At 42.6% G+C, this 19971-nt stretch carries 15 protein-coding genes; 11 read left to right on the top strand and 4 right to left on the bottom strand.

The features are described from left to right. Positions 1-68: 68 nt before the first annotated feature. From NST62_RS08885 to ccpA, 6 genes are all read left to right on the top strand, one after another. A complete protein-coding gene (locus NST62_RS08885; RefSeq protein ID WP_342462822.1) occupies positions 69-3095 on the top strand; it encodes a DNA translocase FtsK in 3027 nt (1008 codons plus the stop codon). Positions 3096-3260: 165 nt separating this feature from the next. Next, on the top strand, positions 3261-4568 hold the full coding sequence (gene murC / locus NST62_RS08880; RefSeq protein WP_342462821.1) for a UDP-N-acetylmuramate--L-alanine ligase: 1308 nt from the start codon (positions 3261-3263) through the stop codon (positions 4566-4568). A 137-nt stretch (positions 4569-4705) separates the two neighbouring features. Further along, positions 4706-5179, top strand: a complete 474-nt coding sequence (locus NST62_RS08875) for a DUF948 domain-containing protein (RefSeq protein WP_141602831.1) — start codon at positions 4706-4708, stop codon at positions 5177-5179. Positions 5180-5193: 14 nt separating this feature from the next. Further along, positions 5194-5634, top strand: coding sequence for a YtxH domain-containing protein (locus NST62_RS08870; protein ID WP_141602832.1), 441 nt, complete (start codon positions 5194-5196; stop codon positions 5632-5634). Between the two features lie 332 nt (positions 5635-5966). Beyond that, complete coding sequence (locus NST62_RS08865; protein ID WP_141602833.1) at positions 5967-7052, top strand: bifunctional 3-deoxy-7-phosphoheptulonate synthase/chorismate mutase; 1086 nt, start codon at positions 5967-5969, stop codon at positions 7050-7052. A gap of 174 nt (positions 7053-7226) precedes the next feature. Further along, a complete protein-coding gene (gene ccpA / locus NST62_RS08860) occupies positions 7227-8246 on the top strand; it encodes a catabolite control protein A (RefSeq protein ID WP_141602834.1) in 1020 nt (339 codons plus the stop codon). A gap of 44 nt (positions 8247-8290) precedes the next feature. Here the strand turns inward: ccpA and NST62_RS08855 are convergent, their stop codons facing one another. The 3 genes from NST62_RS08855 to NST62_RS08845 are packed head-to-tail and all read right to left on the bottom strand — an operon-like array spanning position 8291 to position 10750. Next, positions 8291-9457, bottom strand: a complete 1167-nt coding sequence (locus NST62_RS08855) for an acetoin utilization protein AcuC (RefSeq protein ID WP_141602835.1) — start codon at positions 9455-9457, stop codon at positions 8291-8293. Continuing rightward, a complete protein-coding gene (locus tag NST62_RS08850) occupies positions 9454-10101 on the bottom strand; it encodes an acetoin utilization AcuB family protein (RefSeq protein WP_141602836.1) in 648 nt (215 codons plus the stop codon). The genes NST62_RS08855 and NST62_RS08850 overlap by 4 nt, the downstream gene beginning before the upstream one ends. Positions 10102-10117: 16 nt before the next feature. After that, on the bottom strand, positions 10118-10750 hold the full coding sequence (locus tag NST62_RS08845) for a GNAT family N-acetyltransferase (RefSeq protein ID WP_141602837.1): 633 nt from the start codon (positions 10748-10750) through the stop codon (positions 10118-10120). A gap of 170 nt (positions 10751-10920) precedes the next feature. On the opposite strand from NST62_RS08845, the gene acsA reads away from it, so the two are divergent. The 5 genes from acsA to NST62_RS08820 all read left to right on the top strand — a co-directional run bounded on the left by acsA (position 10921) and on the right by NST62_RS08820 (position 17007). Beyond that, positions 10921-12648: an acetate--CoA ligase gene (gene acsA / locus NST62_RS08840; protein WP_141602857.1), complete on the top strand. Its 1728-nt coding sequence runs from the start codon at positions 10921-10923 to the stop codon at positions 12646-12648. Positions 12649-12843: 195 nt separating this feature from the next. Then, a complete protein-coding gene (argC, locus tag NST62_RS08835) occupies positions 12844-13878 on the top strand; it encodes an N-acetyl-gamma-glutamyl-phosphate reductase (protein ID WP_181733276.1) in 1035 nt (344 codons plus the stop codon). Positions 13879-13911: 33 nt separating this feature from the next. After that, positions 13912-15132 carry a bifunctional ornithine acetyltransferase/N-acetylglutamate synthase gene (argJ, locus tag NST62_RS08830; protein WP_141602839.1) on the top strand — a complete coding sequence of 407 codons (1221 nt, stop codon included), beginning with the start codon at positions 13912-13914 and terminating at the stop codon, positions 15130-15132. Continuing rightward, positions 15095-15874 (top strand): acetylglutamate kinase, encoded by a 780-nt coding sequence (argB, locus tag NST62_RS08825; protein WP_141602840.1) that lies wholly within the window; start codon positions 15095-15097, stop codon positions 15872-15874. The genes argJ and argB overlap by 38 nt, the downstream gene beginning before the upstream one ends. Further along, positions 15871-17007 carry an acetylornithine transaminase gene (locus tag NST62_RS08820; RefSeq protein WP_141602841.1) on the top strand — a complete coding sequence of 379 codons (1137 nt, stop codon included), beginning with the start codon at positions 15871-15873 and terminating at the stop codon, positions 17005-17007. Before argB ends, NST62_RS08820 begins: the two co-directional genes overlap by 4 nt. Positions 17008-17048: 41 nt before the next feature. On the opposite strand, the gene NST62_RS08815 is transcribed toward NST62_RS08820, so the two are convergent. After that, the gene (locus NST62_RS08815; protein ID WP_342463287.1) at positions 17049-19940 is read right to left on the bottom strand and encodes a transglycosylase domain-containing protein; all 2892 of its coding nucleotides are present in this window, start codon (positions 19938-19940) and stop codon (positions 17049-17051) included. Between the last annotated feature and the right edge of the window lie 31 nt (positions 19941-19971).

The raw sequence follows: 19971 nt of genomic DNA, 5'->3' as shown, positions 1-19971 counted from the left end.
ACATAGCTATATTGCCGAAAAATATCATATAATTATAAAAGGGATGGTATTAGAAAGAGTGATGACGGATGAAATGGCTAAAAAAAACATTGAATAAGTTATTTTTTCAGAATGATATGGAAGAAGAATATGATGAAATAGAGTACGAAGCAGATTGGGAAGAATATACATACGAACAAAAGCAGCCGCAACCAAAGTTTCGGTTTCCATTAATTCCTGACGAAGAAGTCCGGCCGACAAAAAACGAATCTCCCTACCAGCCGGCTGAAGCAATCAAACATGATAATGCAAAGCATGATGTTCATCATGATAAGAATTCACTGGTGTATGACGTGGATGTTCCAAGAATACATGAACTTCTGGAAATGCGGATTCAAAACAAGAAAAAGGCCTCCCGTCCTGATTATAAATCCCCTCGCAGGAGAGAGCTCAACTTGCGGAAGGATGCTGACCGGGAACCTGTCCGGAAAAAAACAGAAAAGACGACGGAACATGAACAAAATCAACTTCCTCTAAATCGAAAAAGATTCATTCCGACAAATGTTCCTTCTCCTGTATACGGTTTTCAAAAACCTCGGCCAATACACGATTTGCTGGCGAAAAAACAGCAAGAAAACAGGGAACGGGAGTTGGATGATCAAAAAGGTTTGCCTGACGCGTCCACCGAAATTGCATCAGGATTTGAAAACAGGCCACGCACCCTTGCAGTTGAAGAGATCGATAAACAATTGGAGAAAGTGAAGGAAGAAGTTGAACAAATTCTCCATCAAACGAAAGAAAGTTTATCGATTACTTTAGAAGAAAAAGGCAGCGATTCACGGTCCGTTTTGGTAGAAGATGCAGGGAATCCGGATGGAATGTCAGGGATTTTGGAAGAACAGGAAGTGCGCTCGTCTCTGCAGGATGAAGCCCCTATCATGCTTGAACCAGCAGCAAACAGCACCCCTTTTATAAACATACAAAAAGCAAAAGAATCGGCAGCGAATGCGGAAATAGGCGGCCAATCCGACGGCAGCCAGACGGATGTCGCTCCAATTGAAATGGAGGATTTCCCATTTTCCGGAGAGCAAGGCGAAAAAATGAGGACGGAAGAAATCGGGAAGGAACAAAAAGGCCCGATGAACGTTTGTGAAGCCGATGAGGCGGAACGGAGCGAAGAACGATTGCAGGCCGAGACCATCATTTTCGGAGAAGGGGCAAATTCTGAAATTTTATTGCAGGAAAGTGGAGAAGCGCCAACGAAAGAATATCAGCCGGAAGAAAAACAATTTCCGACTTCCGATGAGGGGCAATCCAATACAACATTGTTTGACGGTCCTGTTTCTAACGATGATGAATGGCCATTGAAAAAACCGGAAATCGACGGACATCATCCTAATTCTTTGAAGAAGGAATCGGCAGAACGATTGAATGAGAAAGAGAGAAGAAAGGATGGTCCGCATTCAACGGACGAAACGAAAAACGAAATGAAAGAAAATGGGACAAAGAACAGGCCCATTCCGTTCAACGTCATTATGCTGAAGTCGGATAAAGAAAAGTTGGCCAAAAAAGGGCAATCGCATCTTGACTTCGGAAAGCCTGAGCCTCAAGAGAAAAAGATTGAGTATAATCGAAAGAACTTCGAATCTATAACCGGGAAAAAAGAGTTCTTTGAAAATTCAACACAGGTTGAAAAAAAAGATAGCCGATACGAAAAGCCGCCTTTGAGTTTTTTGACCCCGCCGGAATCATCCGCGGAAGATCGGGAATGGATGGAAAGCCAGGCTCAAAAGCTTGTGGAGACATTATCCTATTTTCAAGTGACCGCCAAAGTGGAATCGATTATGCAGGGCCCTGCAGTCACCCAATTTGAAATTACTGTCGGTCAAGGAACAAAAGTAAGCAAAATACGAAATCTTGCAGATGATTTGAAACTCGCCTTGGCTGCGAAAGACATTCGGATTCAGGCGCCGATTCCGGGGAAAAACACAATCGGGATTGAAATACCTAACCGCATTTCCCGGGCTGTGCGTTTATCGGAAGTTGTAAACAGTGAACGATTTTTACAATCCGAATCGCCGATGGAAGCAGCCCTTGGATTGGATTTGACCGGTGAGCCGGTGACAATCGATTTGCGCAAAATGCCCCATGGATTGATTGCAGGAGCGACCGGTTCAGGAAAATCCGTATGCATCAATTCCATTTTAGTCAGCCTGCTGTTAAAGGCCGAACCAAGTGAATTGAAGTTGATGTTAATTGATCCGAAAGTGGTGGAGCTGGCTCCATATAATCATATTCCGCATCTCGTAAGTCCTGTCATAACCAATGTGAAAGCGGCGACAGTGGCGCTGAAGTGGGCGGTGGATGAAATGGAGCGGAGATATCAGCTGTTTGCCCATGCAGGTGTAAGGGATTTGCCCCGGTATAATAAACTTGTAGAACAAGAGGGAAAAGGCTCCTTGAAACTTCCTTATATCCTGATTGTTATAGATGAATTGGCCGATTTAATGATGATGGCCCCTCAAGATGTGGAGGAATCCATTTGCCGGATTGCCCAAAAAGCGAGGGCTTGCGGCATACATTTGATTCTTGCCACACAGCGTCCTTCCGTTGATGTCATTACAGGTTTGATTAAATCGAACATTCCGACACGCATAGCCTTCTCCGTTTCTTCCCAAATCGATTCCCGCACCATTTTGGATTGCCAAGGGGCGGAACGGCTGCTGGGAAGAGGAGATATGCTTTACCTCGGAAATGGCATGTCGGATCCGATCCGTTTGCAAGGAGCCTTTGTGACGGATGAAGAAATTGAAAAGATTGTCGATCATGTAAAAAAACAGGGGGAACCCGATTATCTCTTTGAACAGGAAGAGCTGTTGAAAAAAGTGGAAATGATCGAGGAGCAGGATGAATTGTTCGAGGATGTCTGCCGCTTCGTGTATGAACAGGGAGCCGCATCGACTTCCCTTATCCAAAGAAAATATCACATTGGATACAACCGGGCGGCCCGGTTGATCGAAATGCTTGAAAGTTATGGATTTGTATCCGAGCAAAAAGGAAGCAAACCTAGGGAAGTGTATATTACGGAAAAGGATTTAATGGAGCTGTTCGATTGATGAACAAACATCCGGAACAGGAGGGGGGGAGCCCCTCTCATTTTTTTGAAACGAATAAAAAAATACATGCTATAATGGTATAGGTTTTTGATTTACTAAAAATGTATAAACTAGTCATAAGCTTAATATTTATTCATTAGGGTCAATCCCTGGGAGGTTTTAAACATGACAATTTATCATTTTACAGGCATAAAAGGTTCGGGAATGAGTTCACTTGCCCAAATACTCTTCGATTCGGGCGAAAACGTCCAAGGTTCCGATGTGGAAACATACTACTTTACCGAACAGCCTTTAAGGGAAAGAAATATTAAAATATTAAAATTTGATCCGAATAATATCCAGCCCGGGATGACGGTTATTGCGGGAAATGCGTTTCCTGACAGCCATCCGGAAATTGTCCGGGCAAAAGAATTAGGCGTGGAAGTCATTCGTTATCATAAATTTTTAGGGGAATACATTAAAAAATTTACATCCATAGCAGTTACCGGAGCCCATGGAAAAACATCGACAACGGGCTTAATGAGCCATGTCATCGGGGGATATAAACCGACATCATATTTGATTGGCGATGGAACCGGTTATGGGAAAAAGGACGCAACTTATTTTGTGATGGAAGCCTGCGAATATCGGAGACATTTTCTCGCATATCATCCGGATTATGCCATCATGACCAATATCGACTTTGATCATCCGGATTATTTTTCAGATATCGAAGACGTATTTTCCGCCTTCCAGCAATTAGCGCTGCAAGTGAAGAAGGCGATCATCGCTTGCGGGGATGACGAATATTTACAAAAGATTCATGCGAACGTGCCGATCATTTATTATGGAATGGGAGAACGCAACGACTTTGTAGCGAAAAACATCGAAAAATCAACAATTGGTTCAAGTTTTGATGTATATATCCGAAACGAATATTACGACCGGTTTTTCATTCCAATGTTTGGAGACCATGCCATTTTGAACTTGCTGGCGGTCATTGCGCTATGCCATTATGAAGGAATTCCTGCCGATATCATCAAAGAACGGATAAAAACGTTTAATGGTGTAAAACGGCGTTTTACTGAGACGAAAATTGGCAATAATGTTCTTGTTGATGATTATGCGCATCATCCTACTGAAATTATCGCAACAATCCAGTCGGCAAGACAAAAATATCCGGGACGGGAGGTTGTAGCCATCTTTCAACCCCATACATTTAGCCGGACAGAAGCGTTTTTAGAGCAGTTTGCCGACAGCTTAAAACAGGCGGACTCCGTTTATTTATGCGAAATCTTCAGCTCTGCCCGAGAAAAGAACGGAAATCTGACGATTGAAGATTTGGCTAAACTTATAGATGGAAGCGAAGTGATCCGGACAGAGACGATTGATCGATTGAAACAACATCAAAACGCCGTTTTTCTCTTTATGGGAGCGGGAGATGTGAATAAATTCCAAAAAGCATTCGAAACCCTTCTCAAAAAGGGTGCATAGTTTTGGAAAAAATGTGACGAAATTATTTCAATATATATAAAAAAGGGGCGATTTCAAGCTCCTTTTTTTAACAAAAGAAGGAATTCCGAAAAATTTGTCGAAATGAATATACAACTTAATTCTAGGAGGTCTTCAGCATGGAAGTGATTTTATATATCTCGGCACTTGTTGCAGCGCTGGCTTTCCTCGTGCTTTGTATAAGTATAGGAGCTACGTTGTTCTCATTAAAAGGGATTTTAAAAAGCATGGCCGGCACGATTGCCGGAATAGAAAAACAAATGGAAGGCATTACCCGTGAAACGACTTATCTGCTGGAAAAGACAAATACTTTAGCCGCAGATATCATCGATAAATCCGAAAAATTAAACACGGTAGTGGATGCAATCAAAAATATGGGGACATCTGTCAATAATTTAAACAATTCTCTTAATAAGATAACGGATTCCATCTCGAAAGAAGTAAGCAAAAATGAAGAAAAGATTGCCCAGGTTGTACAATGGAGCAATGTGGTCATGGATATTGCCGAAAGATGGAAACAACGAAAAGCCCATCAGGAAGCGGCAGAAGCGGATCATAAGGGAGTTGCGGTTTACAAGCGCGAGAAAAAATGAAGGGGGAAATGACGATGTCAGGAGAAAAACCAAATTTCAATGAAGTGAAAGATCAACAGTTGCCGCAGGAAACTGCGAATCAGGCGGCAAACGGGGAGGAAACGATCAATATGAAAGATTTTGTGATTGGAGCATTAGTTGGAGGTATTGTCGGCGCTGCAGTCGGACTATTGTTTGCGCCTAAAACAGGGAAAGATTTGCGCAGCGATGTAGTTCAACAGGCAAGCAATATTCGGCAAAAAGGAATTGTTCTTACATCCACCGCGAAAGAAAAAACCGCGCAGCTATCAAGCCAAATTAAAGAGCAATCATCCCATTTGGTCGAAAAAGTAAAGTCGAAAAAGGAAAAATCTCCAAAAGTCATGGATGACGGCACGGCTTCTTATGAAGAAAATCTCGTTGATGCATACGAAGGAGAAGAGATTTCAGAGGCAGCCCGTCCATCCTCAATCTAACATAGATGATCAAGAAGGGCATTTGCGAAAACAGATGGTTTTCCAATATGCTCTTTTTTGATTTTATTGCCCGTTTTCCGGACACCCGCTTTCCCTTGTTCCATAATTCATTGCAGGCCTGCCAAATATAGAGGACCATATCACATCATTTGATTCATTTCCATCAAGGAAGCCTAGAAATCTATTATCGCTTTAGCGAGTTGAAGCGCTAAATTAAAAAGACGTGACATTCTGAATTTTCTTGATTATAATATGTATATTATCTTAAAATGTAATAACATACATTCAGTCTTCTGAAAGTGTTGTATTTCAGTAGGGAGGAGAAATTGGGAATGAGTGAAAAACGGTTAGAAGAACTTCGCCAACAAATCGATGAACTAAACCTGGAAATTCTTCGATTGATCAACGAACGTGCGGAAATCGTAAACGAGATCGGAAAAATTAAAGAAAAACAAGGGGTAAACCGATACGACCCATTGCGCGAACGCCACATGTTGGATTTGTTGAAAAAGCATAATAAAGGTCCGTTAAATCAAATGACGGTTGATTATATCTTCAAAACGATTTTCAAAACGGCTTTAAAACAATTAGAAGCGGATACGAAAAAAGAATTGCTTGTTTCCCGCAAGAAAAAACCTGAAGATACAATCATCGAAATTAACGGGAAAAAAATCGGCGCCGGAGAACCGACTTTTATTTTCGGCCCATGTTCCGTAGAATCTTACGAACAAACAGCGCAAGTAGCCGCTTCCATCAAAGCGAAAGGATTAAAATTCATCCGCGGAGGTGCATACAAACCACGTACATCTCCATATGATTTCCAAGGTTTAGGTTTGGAAGGGCTGAAAATTTTAAAACGTGTTTCAGAAGAATACGGTTTGGCGGTAGTTACGGAAATTGTGACACCTGGGCATATCGAAGAAGCGTTGGATTATGTTGATGTCATTCAAATCGGTGCACGCAATATGCAAAACTTCGAATTGTTGAAAGCGGTAGGGGAAACCGATAAACCGGTATTACTAAAACGCGGTTTGGCCGCAACAATTGATGAATTCATCCTTGCAGCGGAATACATCATGTCCAGAGGAAACGAAAATATCATGCTTTGCGAACGCGGAATCCGCACATACGAAAGAGCAACACGCAACACGTTGGACATTTCGGCGGTGCCAATTTTGAAACAGGAAACACACTTGCCTGTGTTTGTTGACGTAACACATTCAACAGGCCGACGCGATTTATTATTGCCATGCGCAAAAGCGGCTATCGCGATTGGCGCAGATGGCGTGATGGCAGAAGTCCATCCGGATCCATCCGTAGCATTATCCGATTCCCAACAGCAAATGGATTTACAGCAATTTGATGAATTTTATGAAGAATTGTTAAAATTTATGAAACAATATGAGTATAAAGCTTAATGCCGAAACTATCCAATCTTTATGATTGGATAGTTTTTTTGTAAAAAATAATAGTGATAAAATCCTATATTTATAAATATATTGTTATAATTTTTTGAACTGTTCCTATGTATTGAAAAAAATGAGCAATGTATCGTATCATGAAGAAAATAACAATTAAAGGGAGGGAGACCTGTGACGGTTACAATTTATGATGTTGCCCGAGAAGCGAATGTTTCGATGGCAACCGTTTCCCGGGTAGTGAACGGGAGCCAAAATGTGAAGCCTTCCACCCGCAAAAAAGTGCTTGAAGTCATAGATCGCCTCGGTTATCGCCCAAATGCGGTGGCAAGAGGGCTGGCGAGCAAAAAAACGACAACGGTGGGAGTTATCATCCCTGATATCTCAAGCAATGTTTATGCGGAAGCGGCCCGTGGAATAGAAGATATCGCGACGATGTATCGATATAATATTATTTTGGCCAATTCCGACCAAAACGAGGAGAAAGAGTTGTCTCTGCTTGATACAATGTTGGGAAAACAGGTGGACGGAATTGTCATGATGAGTGATGTTGTCACACCAAAATTGCTCCAGACAATGGAAAATTCTCCTGTGCCCATCGTTCTTGCGGGATCTGTCGCCGAATCCGAAAAGCTGCCTTCTGTGAATATCGATTATTTCCAAGCGACTTATGAAGCGGTAAAAATGCTGATTCAGAATGGACACAAACGCATTGCATTTGCCAGCGGTCCGTTGACTTATACAATCAATTCAAAATATAAGCTGGAAGCTTATAAAAAAGCGCTTGAAGATGCCGGATTGGAAGTGGACGAATCATTAATCGTGGCAGAAGACGATTCGTATGATGGAGGCATGGAGGCATGGAAAGAATTAAATGAAATCGAAAATCCTCCGACAGCCTATTTTGCCGGCAGCGACGAATTGGCCATCGGAATCATTCACGCAGCTCAGGATCATGGAATTAAAGTTCCGGAAGATATTGAAGTGATCAGTTTTGAGAATACGAAATTGGCGCGCATGGTAAGACCTCAATTGACGAGTGTCGTGTTGCCGCTGTATGAAATTGGTGCAGTATCCATGAGATTGTTGACGAAATTTTTAAATAACGAAAAAGTGGAGAACCACAATGTGATTTTGCCTTACCGGATTGAAAAACGCGATTCTGCTAAAGTAAAGCGAAGCACGGATAATTAAAAAGTGTAGACAAAGTCTTCCAGGATTTTGTCTACACTTTTCCTTTAAAAATGTCTGTTTTTTTCTGTCCGAATAATACTTAATGCTTTTGTAAGCATTTGGGAATTTTTTTCTTCGATTTCCGCTTTTCGCGGGATTGGTTCGAACAATGGATTAGGATCTTCCCATGTCGGAATCAGCGGCACAGGAGCTTCTTGTTGCCATTTATTGAGCCATTCTTCAGGCAGTTTGCCCGTAGGAACCGGCTGATCGGTCATTTCCAGCCAAATCATGGACCATGCTCTAGGTACGACGCGCCAAATGTCATAACCTCCGCCGCCCACGGCAATCCATCGTCCTTCGCAATATTCATGCGCCAATTGATGGGCAAGTTTAGGGATTTCCCGATAGATTTTTATGGAAGCATTCAAATGGGTTAAAGGATCAAAATAATGGGCATCTGCGCCATTTTGGGTAAAAAGTACATCGGGTTTAAAATATTCAATGACTTCCCTTAACGCCTGTTCATACACCATTAAAAAACTGTCATCTTCTGTAAAGGCTTCAAGCGGAAAATTGAAGGACGTTCCGTAGCCTTGTCCATTTCCTCTTTCACTGATGTTTCCTGTTCCGGGGAACAAATATCTGCCGGTTTCATGGATGGACAGCGTACAAACGCTCGGATCATCATAAAATGTCCATTGTACTCCGTCGCCATGATGGGCATCCGTATCTACATATAGAACGCGGGCATGATATTTTTCTTGTATGTAACGGATTGCAATCGAGCTGTCGTTGTAAATGCAAAATCCGCTGGCTCTTCCCCGGAATCCGTGATGTAAGCCGCCTCCAAGATTTAAAGCATGCCGGCTTTTGCCCTCCATGACATAATCTACCGCCTGGAGTGTACTACCGACAAGCAGGCTGCTTGCTTCATGCATATTAGGGAAAATGGGAGTATCTTCCGTTCCCAGCCCATATGGTTCCGCTTGTTCAGGGGTGACGAGGCCGTGCCCTGCTTTCTTTACCATTTCGATATATTTAGGATCATGGACCAATTCGATTTCTTCTTCCGTAGCTACTCTCGCCGGAATAATATCGTCATCCGATAGAGCATCAATGCTTTTGAGTAAATCCATTGTCAAAAGCAGCCGTTTATGGTTGAATGGATGGCTTTCGGAAAATTTATAGCTTAATTGGTCTGGCGAGAATACAAATACTGCATTTTTCATACATTCACCCCTGGCACATTAGGCCACAAAACTTCATAACCATGATCCCGCAAATCTTTGATGATTGGCAATGGATTCATCATACGGACACGTATGGAAATGATGCGGCTGTTTTCGTGTTCGGCATCGGGAAACACTAAAATGCTTAGTACATTTGCATAATGTTTTTTAAATAATATTAACACATCAGCCAATGTCCCTACTTTATCTTTCAGCCGAATATCAATTTTTGAAGAAGGCTGATGCGCGCCTGTTAATTCGATATAAGCATTGAGCAAATCCGACGTTGTGACGATGCCGACGAGTTTTCCGCCGGAAACGATTGGCAGACAGCTGATTTTTGATTCGTAAAAAGTCATTGCGACATCCTCTACAAAATCAAGCGGATGGCCCAAAATAATATCTTTCACCATGAATTTTTCTATCGGTGTTTCGTAAATGGAGCATGCATCTTCTTCTTTCACGCAGGAGGGCAACGCGTTTTTCACGTCATGGGATGTAATCAGGCCCACAATATTTCCTTCTTCATCAACGATGGGAATGTGCCTAATATTTTTGTCCCTCATCATATTTAAGGCGTCATTCAATGTGTTTTCAGGTGTCAGGGTATATACTTCCGTTTTCATGATTTGTTCGACAATCATTCAAATCCCCCTTTGTTTAATACATATACCTATATTTGAATCGCAATCGGTCAAAACGCGTAATCGTATCGTTATCAACCCGTTTCCCGATGCGAACCATCAAGCAATTTGCCGGATGCGACGTGATTTCCGGATCATCTGTCGCACAATATTCGAAACCTGCAGTTTTCATCAAATTTTCCATCATTCTCCGATAATCCCAAACATTGAGGCCGGTTCCTTTTAAATCCCAGTGCCAGTAATATTCCGTTGTAAATATTAAATAGTCTTCCATTTCATCCGCCATGAAAGACACTTCCAACAATTTTTTGGCAACACCGGCTCCCCTATATGATGGTATCACCTCAATAGCCCCCAATTCTAGTACATTTTCTATTTTATCTTCCGCCCATCTCTCAAGAGGATCCGGATATAGATAAGTAACATAGCCGATAATTGTATTATTGTTTCGGGCGATAATAATTCTGCCTTCTTCTAATTTCGCTATGCCGATTAATGCCTTTTTTTGCTGCTCTGGAGGCCTGAATGCTGTCAAATCTTCGTGGAAATCCAGCTTTTCGATCGTTTCAGGCAGCACGGGTCCTTCGACAAAAACTGTGCCTTGAGGCGTTTCCAGCTGTGCGCAATGGTAATTTTTTATATGTTGCATAACCATCACCCCTTCATCTATTACTTACATTATATGATAAAATTGGCGCATAAAAGCAGAAATTTGTGAAAAATAAAGAAATTCATGAAATCTTAAAAATATTTTGCTAATTATAATGATTCATTGTAAAATGTAAAATATCATAGAAAGAAAGGGGAAATTTAATGGGGATGAAAACGACGGAGAAATTAGCAGTTGTACCAGGGGATTATCATTTGAAAAATTATGAAGAAACTTATGCTAATTTCGACTGGAAAGAAGTGGAGAAAGCATTTACTTGGTATGAGACGGGGAGAGTAAATGCTGCCTACGAAGCAATCGATCGTCATGCAGATTCAGAAGAACGAAAAAACAAAGTGGCTCTTTATTTTAGTAACGGGGATCGTAAAGAAGCCTACACGTTCTATGATATGAAACGCATGACAAACAAGGCTGCGAATGTGTTCAAACAATTCGCGGATCTTGAAAAAGGGGATCGTTTATTTATCTTTATGCCAAGATCTCCTGAATTGTATTTTTCATTGCTTGGCGCATTGAAATTGGGATTGATTGTCGGACCGCTCTTTGAAGCATTTATGGAAGGGGCGGTATATGACAGATTATCCAACAGTGAAGCAAAAGCACTTGTGACAACACCTGAGTTGTTAAAACGCGTTCCGTTAGATAGATTGCCGCACTTGGAAAAAGTGTTTGTTGTCGGGGATCAAGTAGAAGAAAATGAAAAAATTGTCGATTTTAATAAAAGATTGGAAGAAGCGTCTGACGAATTCGACATCGTCTGGGTTGACCGGGAAGACGGAATGCTTTTGCATTATACGTCCGGTTCAACGGGAGCTCCAAAAGGGGTATTGCATGTCCATAATGCAATGATTCAGCACTATCAGACAGCCCGTTGGGTATTGGATTTACATGATGATGACATTTATTGGTGCACAGCGGACCCGGGATGGGTTACCGGAACTGCGTATGGAATTTTCGGTCCATGGCTGAATGGCATAACGAATGTCATCATTGGCGGACGTTTCAGCCCGGAAAGATGGTACGGCGCCATTGAAGAATATGGTGTTACGGTATGGTATAGTGCACCGACTGCCTTCAGAATGCTGATGGGTGCCGGTACTGCCGTCTTAAAACAATATGATTTATCTTCTTTGCGGCATGTGCTCTCAGTGGGTGAACCTTTAAATCCGGAAGTAATTCGTTGGGGCATGAAAGAATTGGGCCATCGCATTCACGATACATGGTGGATGACAGAAACTGGCGGACACATGATTTGCAACTACCCTTGCATGGAAATTAAGCCTGGCTCCATGGGCAAACCAATCCCGGGAGTTTATGCTACGATTGTGGATGATGAAGGAAATGAATTGCCGCCATATACGATGGGTAACCTGGCGATCCGCAAAGGTTGGCCGTCCATGATGAGAGCGATTTGGAAAAACCCTGAGCGTTATCAGCAATATTTCTTGAAAGACAAATGGTACGTGTCAGGAGATTCCGCATATAAAGATGAAGATGGATACTTCTGGTTCCAAGGCCGTGTCGATGATGTCATTATGACAGCCGGCGAACGGGTTGGACCATTTGAAGTAGAAAGCAAATTGATTGAGCACCCGGATGTAGTGGAAGCCGGCGTTATCGGAAAACCGGATCCGGTCCGTGGTGAAATCATTAAAGCCTTTATCGTACTGCGGCCAGGGGTTGAGCCGACAGATGAATTGAAGGAAGACATCCGCCAATTCGTAAAAACGGGTCTCGCTGCCCATGCAGCACCTAGAGAAATCGAATTTAGAGACAAACTTCCGAAAACACGAAGCGGTAAGATTATGCGCCGCGTGTTGAAAGCTTGGGAATTGAATCTTCCGACAGGCGACTTGTCAACAATGGAAGATGATTAATTGACACTCCGCCGCCATGTGATTTATTGAGCAAGATAATAATTATGCATCCACCGAAGGATATTTCATTTTTCGACAAATGAATATCCTTCGGTTTTTATTTAATTAAGAAAGTTTTTTAATATATAAACATACATTTGACTTTATAATTATACAAGTTTATACTAACATTATCTGACTGAAGAGGTGAGTGCGTTGAAAGTTGCTATTATTGGAGCTACCGGTTATGGTGGTTTGGAATTAATCCGTTTTTTGCACAATCATCCTGAAGTGGAAAAGATGGATTTATTTACGTCTTCCGAAGAAGGGGTCATTTTTTCATCGAAATATGGGCATCTATTAAATATTCAAGATGTGCCCCTTCAAAAAATAGATTATGAGACGTTGGAAAATTATGATGTTGTTTTTACGAGCACACCAAGCGGCGTTACAAGCAAATTGCTGCCTCCGCTCGTGGGAAAAGGGCCAAAATTGATCGATTTGTCCGGAGACTATCGATTGAAAAATCTGCAAGATTACGAGAAATGGTATAAAAAAGATCCTGCTCCACAAGAAATTGTGGATCAAAGCGTATATGGCCTGACAGAATGGAATGAAAAGAATATAAAAGAAGCTGTCCTAATCGCCAATCCTGGCTGCTATCCGACAGCTGCACTTTTATCCATTCTTCCATTCATCAAGGAAGGGTTAATCGATCCATCCTTTTTGGTCATTGATGCGAAAAGCGGCGTTTCCGGAGCCGGGAACAAACCTTCGAGAACAACTCATTTCAGTGAAACAAATGAAAATTTCTCGATTTATAAAATAAATGAACATCAACATATTCCTGAAATCGAACAAGCCATTGAAATGTTTACAGGAGTAAAAACAGCCATTACTTTTAACACCCATTTAGTGCCGATGACACGGGGGATTTTGGCGACTTCCTACGCGCCTGTGAAAGACGGGGTAACAACGGAAGATTTGACGGAATGTTTGATGGAAACATATAAACGGCATCCTTTCGTCCGTGTCATTACGGACGCCAATACAATCGGGACGAGCCGGGTTAAAGGTTCCAACTATTGTGATGTGTTCGCAAAAATTGATGAACGGACAAACCGGGCTACAATAGTAAGTGTAATTGATAATTTAGTAAAGGGTGCTGCAGGACAAGCGATTCAAAATATGAATGTACAATTTGGATTGCCGCAAACGACCGGTTTGGATGTCGTACCATTGTTTATTTAACCAGCTGGCTATGTAAGAAATGGAGGAATTTAAATGTCGTCAATTAGAGAAATGAAACTATCTAGCAAAAATATTGTATCCCCTAAAGGATTTAAAGCAGCGGGGATTCACTGCGGTATCAAGCATAAGAAAAAAGATTTGGCGATTTTATACAGTGAGGTGCCTGCAAGTGTTGCAGGGGTGTTTACAACCAATAAAGTACAGGCTGCGCCGATTAAAGTAACCAAAGAAGTGGTTTATGAAACGAAAAAAATGCAGGCGGTAATTGTCAATTCCGGGAATGCCAATGCGTGTACCGGAAAGCAGGGATTGCTGGATGCTTATGAAATGCAGCAATTGGCCGCGGAAAAATTGGGCATTGATCCGAAGCTGGTCGGTGTTTCTTCAACCGGTGTCATTGGCGAATTGATGAAAATGGATTGCATCCGCGAAGGGGTAAAAAAGATTGAACTCGGAAACTCATTGGAAAATGGGATCGATTTTGCGCAGGCGATTTTAACTACGGATACGGTGATGAAAAATACAACATATTCCACTCAAATTGATGGAAAAGAAGTCATCATTTCCGGAACTGCGAAAGGTTCCGGAATGATTGAGCCGAACATGGCAACAATGCTTGCGTTTATTACAACAGATGCCAATATCGAATCTGATGTGCTGCAAAAAGCGCTATCGGAAATTACGGATGTGACATTCAACTGTATTACGGTTGATGGTGATACATCCACTAATGATATGGTTTTGGTATTGGCCAATGGTCTTGCCGGAAATAATCCGTTGACACCGGAGCATCCGGATTGGAACAATTTTTATAAAACATTAAAAATGGTTGCGGAAGACTTATCGAAAGCGATCGCACGGGACGGGGAAGGCGCAACGAAGCTCATTGAAGTGGAGGTCGACGGGGCCGTTTCCGATGAAGAAGCCCGCAAAATCGCCAAAACCGTTGTCGGTTCCCCGCTTGTGAAGACGGCGGTTTTCGGCTGCGATGCCAACTGGGGACGCATCATTTGCGCTGTCGGCTATAGTGGTGCCACTGTTGATCCGGAAAAAATCATCATTAAAATCGGCGATAAGAAAATGGTGGAAAATGGCGAACCGATTCCGTTTGATGAAGACGAACTCATTAAAATTTTAAAAGCCAATGAAATTAAAATTTATGTTTCGCTAGGTTTAGGCGACGGCCATGGGATTGCATGGGGGTGCGATTTAACGTATGACTACGTGCAAATCAACGCAAGTTACCGCTCGTAAGCGAATCGTCATCAAATTGGGCGGAAGCACTTTAGAAGGCTTGAATGAAGCGTTCTTTTCCAATTTTAAAACCCTTCAGGAGGATGGCTACGAAATTATCATCACCCATGGCGGGGGGCCTGCAATTAATCGGGAATTGGAAAAAAGGGATGTCCCTTCCCATAAAATCAACGGGATCCGTGTAACGAACGAAGAAGCGATGGAAATCGTCCAGTCGACGCTGATTGGCCAAGTGAATCCAAAACTTGTCCATGATTTGAACCAGGCAGGGATTCAGGCCATCGGTTTAAACGGATTCGACATGAATCTCCTTGAATGTGAATTTTTGGACTTCGAAACTTATGGATATGTGGGCGAAATCAAAAAGATCGATACCGCGATTATCGATATCCTGACGGCAAACAATGTTGTGCCGGTTATCAGCTGCATCGGCGCTACCGAAACCGGGCAAGGATTAAATATCAACGGTGATACGGTAGCCAGTGAAATCGCCCTGGCTGTTGGTGCGGAACGTTTGCTGTTAGTGACGGATGTATCAGGAATCCGCATCGGCGGCGAATACCAGAAAGAGGTGACTCCTGAACAAATCCGTCAATGGATTGAAGAGGGGAAAATTACCGGAGGAATGATTCCAAAAGTCGAAGGGGCGATCCGGGTGCTAAATGCCGGCATCCCGAAAGTGGAAATTGTTGATGATACGTTGACAGGGACAACAATAACAAGCAAGGAGTTAGTAAAATGAGTGCATTGTTTAATACTTATGCAAGAAGACCGATTGCTCTTGTTGAAGGGAAAGGAACGATTGTAAAAGACCAAAACGGAAAAGAATATTTGGATTTTACAAGCGGAATTGCCGTATTATCACTGGGGCATGCCCATCCGGAGCTTGTAAAAGCCCTCCGGGAGCAAAGCGAAAAGATTTGGCATACGAGCAATTTGTTCCAGGCTCCATGGCAAGAAAAACTTGCCGAATCTTTAGTCAAAGATACTCATTTTTCTTACGCTTTTTTCTGCAATAGCGGAGCGGAGGCGAATGAAGCCGCCATCAAACTTGCCCGCAAGCATACCGGAAAACATCATATCATCACTTTTAAACAATCTTTCCATGGACGCACATTTGGCTCCATGAGCGCCACAGGGCAGGAAAAAATCCAAAAAGGCTTTGGGCCTATGTTGGAAAAATTCACGTATTTGCCATTCAATGATGTGGATGCATTAAGAAATGCCGTCGATGATTCCGTTGCCGCCATTATGCTCGAAGTGATACAGGGAGAAGGCGGCGTCAATCCGGTAACCGACGAATTTGCGGAGGCAATTCAAGAAATCTGTTCCCAAAGCGATATATTGTTAATTGTTGATGAAGTTCAGACAGGAATCGGAAGAACGGGAAGCCGCTTTGCTTTCGAACAAACTCCATTAAAACCGGACATTATTTCTTTGGCGAAAGGGCTCGGCGGAGGTTTCCCAATTGCTGCGATTTTAGGAACAAAAGAATTGTATGATACCTTTGGTCCCGGAAGCCACGGCACCACTTTCGGAGGAAATCCATTGGGCGTTGCGGTTGCCCAAAAGGTCATTGACATTGTCTTCCAACCGGAATTTTTAAATGAAGTGAAAAAGAAATCCGAATATTTCATCGACAAGTTGAAAGAGGCTTTCCCTGACGGAGAATTTAAAGTTAAAGGGAAAGGTTTGCTGCTTGGCTTGGAAAGCGAAAATGAAGTGGGAGAATATATTGGAAAATTGGAAGAAGCCGGCCTTTTAGTATGCCCAGCCGGCACAAAAGTGTTGCGGCTGCTCCCTCCTCTTACGGTGAAATATGAAGAAATTGATGATGCGGTTGCCATCCTGAAAAAAGTATTATCGCGGAAATAAAAACAGCGGCACAAACTCTCAAAGTTTGTGCCGCTGTTTTTTTATGGCTGGTCGTTTTCTTCGGAAGGCTCCTGGGCATTTTGGTCAGGAGGTTCCTGATTGTTTGGATCCGGATCTTCCTGGTTTTGTCCATCTGAAGGGTCTGTTGCCGGTGGATTTTTATCCTTTCCATTTTCCTTCGGAGGTTTTTGATCGATTTTTTCGTCTTTTGGTGAAGGTTCCTGTATAGGTTGTGTCTTGGCAATTTCTGATTCCAGACCGGTAATATCCACCGCGGCGACACCGTATTGGCCTTTTCCGACAGGAATGCTCAAACGTTCTCCGCTTTTGACGGAAGCGATGAGTTTCTTGCCCCCATTGGATAGGTCATAAACGCGATATCCCACAACGTCCCGGGATGGGGAGGAAGACCATGATAATGTATTTCCTTTTAGCGTCACGCTTACCGGCTTTGGAGCGGATTGATCCGGATTAAATTGTTTGATGTCCACAACTTTTAAAATCGATTCTCCCAAAAGTTTATCGGGATTTCCTCCAAATCGTCCAAGAATTTTGGTAATAAATTCTTTTTTTAGTGAAATACCGTTGGACGGATAAGTAAATTCCTCAGGTGTCGAATCCAATGCCAGATAAGTTTCGCCGTTGATTTTGACAGTTCTTGTTTCAGAGGAAACGAAGCTGTCATCCACTTTTCTAGGCACAAATTTTCGGATGAATAAGTCGCTGCGCACCAACCCGGCGTTGCTGCATGCTTTCGAAGGAGCCATTCCGGAAATGCCGCAGAAGGATGCATATACGACATTTTTTGGTTTTTGGAATCTTTCTTTTGCAGCGATTAATTCGGGCTTCACATCATAAGCGGCATTCATCAATGTCGCCCATAACAGATTGATTCGTACGCTTGGCTGGAAATATGTTCCGTTGAATTGATATAAAGTTCTATTTTTATCATATCCCAGCCAAACCCCTAAAGTGACGTTCGGATTGTAGCCGACAAGCCAAACATCTTTATAATTTTGGGATGTTCCTGTTTTTCCCGCAAAATCGGATGAGAATTTTAAAGTATTCCGGGCTTTCGTAGCCGTTCCATATTGAAATACATCCCTCATCATATCCGTGATGATGTAGGAAGCTTCAGGAGAAAATACTTGTACCGGTTCAGAAGAATGTTGGTAAATAATATTCCCTTCAGCATCTTCGATTTTTTCGATCATATATGCGTCGATAAATTTTCCGCCGTTGGCAAAAGTGGCATAAGCGTTCGTATTTTCTTCCACTGTTACACCGTTTGTGATTGCGCCGATTGCGGCGGCGGGATTGACAAAGTCCGCTTCCGTCAATTTGGAAAAGCCCATTTTGACCAAAAGTTCCGCCGGTCTTTTGTCGACAATTTGATCATACAGGCGAATCGCAGTCAAGTTTTGCGAGTAGGCCAACGCTTCCCGTGCCGGAATGATTCCCCGCTCCTCATTCGGATTGTAGTTTGTTGGTGCCCATCCTTTATACCGGAATTTCACATCAACGACCGGACTGCCCGCGCCAATGACCCCATATTCAATGGCAGGACCATATACAAGCAGGGGTTTCATTGTGGAACCATTTGAACGGGTTGCCTGGGTTGCATGGTTCACCTGGATAATCTTAAAGTCCCGGCCACCGACAAACCCCAAAATTCTTCCGGTTTTATTTTCGATTAAAATGCTGCCCACCTGCACCGGATCGGGAACTTCCACTTCCTGGTTTGTTTCCGGATCGATCACCGTTTTTGTGAAGGTATGGCCATAATATTTGAATTCCTTAGCCGCTTTGTTCATTGCATCATACAAACCTTTGTCAATGGTCGTATGAATACGGTAACCGCCTGAGCGGATATCGCGCTCGGCCAAAATTAAATATTTTTTATAAAGATTTTCTTCTTCGTCAAACCGTTTTGGATCGATGCCGTCTTTTTCCGCCAGGATGCGGGCCATAATTTCTTTTGCCCGGCGCTCGATTTCAAAAGTCAGATATGGATAACGAATCGTTTCGATTACGGGGTCTTTGAAATCTTTTGTGATGTCATAGTTGATCGCTTCTTGATATTGTTCTTCCGTAATATATCCCGCTTCTTTCATCCGGTATAGAACGACCTTCATCCGTTCGATACCCGGCTGCAGTCCTTCCATATTTTTTAGTTGCCCTTTCTGGGTATAAGGTGTATAAGAGAACGGTGCCTGGGGAATTCCTGCAATATAGGCGGCCTGCGGCAAATTCAATTCGCTTGCGCTTTTTCCGAAAATGCCCTGTGCGGCTGTTTCCACTCCGGCAATGTTCCGCCCCGAAGCGTTCCGTCCGTACGGGATGATGTTTAAATAAGCTTCCAAGATTTCATCTTTTGACATAAAATGCTCAAGACGCAAAGCAAGAAGCAATTCTTTGGCTTTCCGTTCATATGAAACCTCGTTTGTCAATATCTGATTTTTTATCAGCTGCTGGGTCAAAGTGGAACCGCCGGTCTGGGTCGAAGCATTTGTAAAATCTTGAAGCAATCCCCGGAAAACCGCTTTCGGAACAATTCCTTCATGCTCGTAAAAGAATTCATCCTCCGTCGCGAGCACCGCTTGAATCAATAACGGTGATACTTGATCAAGGGTCGTCTTTTTCCTTTCCAGATCGGTTCGGACTTTGCCGATATAAACATTCCCGGCGAAATACATTTCGCTCGTCTCTTCGTAATTGAAGATCTGTTTTCGCATTTCTTCCTTGGTGTAAAGGGGCTCTTCGTCCACTAATGAGGCAAAATAACCGACCCCTATTGAAAAAACAAAAACAAAGCCGATAAGAAAAATGATGAAAAACACAAGCCCGAGATTCCATATGACGCTCAATGCGATCCGGAGCTTGCTGGAATTATAGGAACTGACCATGTTTTCGATTTTCTCATTAATATGCATGAGTTTCCTTATAAAATCTTGAAGTTTCTCT

The organism is Ureibacillus sp. FSL K6-8385 (assembly GCF_038593155.1).
GTDB lineage: Bacteria > Bacillota > Bacilli > Bacillales_A > Planococcaceae > Ureibacillus > Ureibacillus terrenus.
This window is presented reverse-complemented; position numbering and strand designations above follow the sequence as displayed.